General features: G+C 56.2%; 1 protein-coding gene. It reads right to left on the bottom strand.

Translation table 11 applies throughout. From position 1 onward, the window contains the following. Window positions 1-141: 141 nt before the first annotated feature. Window positions 142-717: DUF296 domain-containing protein (locus tag IVA78_RS06880; RefSeq protein WP_247464889.1), on the bottom strand; the 576-nt coding region annotated here is incomplete at its 5' end.

Below are 717 nucleotides of genomic sequence, written 5' to 3'. Positions count from 1 at the left end.
GCTCATGCTCGAGCTCGTCCCAAACTGAAGTTCTGGTTCTTCACGGACCCATCGGCTACGCCGCCGGTAAGACCTAAATTCCTCCTGTGCGGGCTGGTGATTTACCGCGGAGGGTAAGCCGTGTCGTTGTCCAGCGATGCGCTATGCCGGCACGAGGTCGTGATAGAAGCCGCTCTTGTTGTAGGTGGCCCTCAAGATGACCCCTGAAACCTTTGCGATAGCGACCGTGAAATGCGACGGCACATGAGCTTTCCCTTCGTGATTGACGGTGCCAACCAGTGACCCCTGCAGGAGGTGCCCGCAGATCGTCTCGTAAGTATTCGTCACCGTAATATTGATCTTAAAATAGGGGGTGTCGTGTCCCTCGAAGCCGCCAGGACCGAAGCCTGTGTCGGGATAGTGACGGTGAGATTCCGGCGTTGGCGGCAAGTTATCCGGGACCCAGCCCGTCCCGAGGATGCCAGTTGCGCTCACCTGTAGCGGTCCTGGGACCTCCAGGAAATCAACTCCCCAATTGTCCCTCCTTGGCTCTCTGGAAATCCGCATCAACCTAACCTTGGCGAAGTTGCCGGTCGCGTCCAGAAGGACTCCCGTCTTGATCTCGTATTCTTTGCAGATGTCCCAAAGGGCGTGAACGAAGTCTTCGCCAGCCTCGAGTCGAACGTAGATGATCTCCTCGATCTTCCCTCTCATTCCTAGCCTTTTCTTCATGTCATA

This window comes from Bradyrhizobium sp. 137, assembly GCF_023074095.1.
Taxonomy (GTDB): Bacteria; Pseudomonadota; Alphaproteobacteria; order Rhizobiales; family Xanthobacteraceae; genus Bradyrhizobium.
The sequence above is the reverse complement of the archived record's forward strand: the minus strand, read 5'-3'. Positions and strand labels throughout refer to the sequence as shown.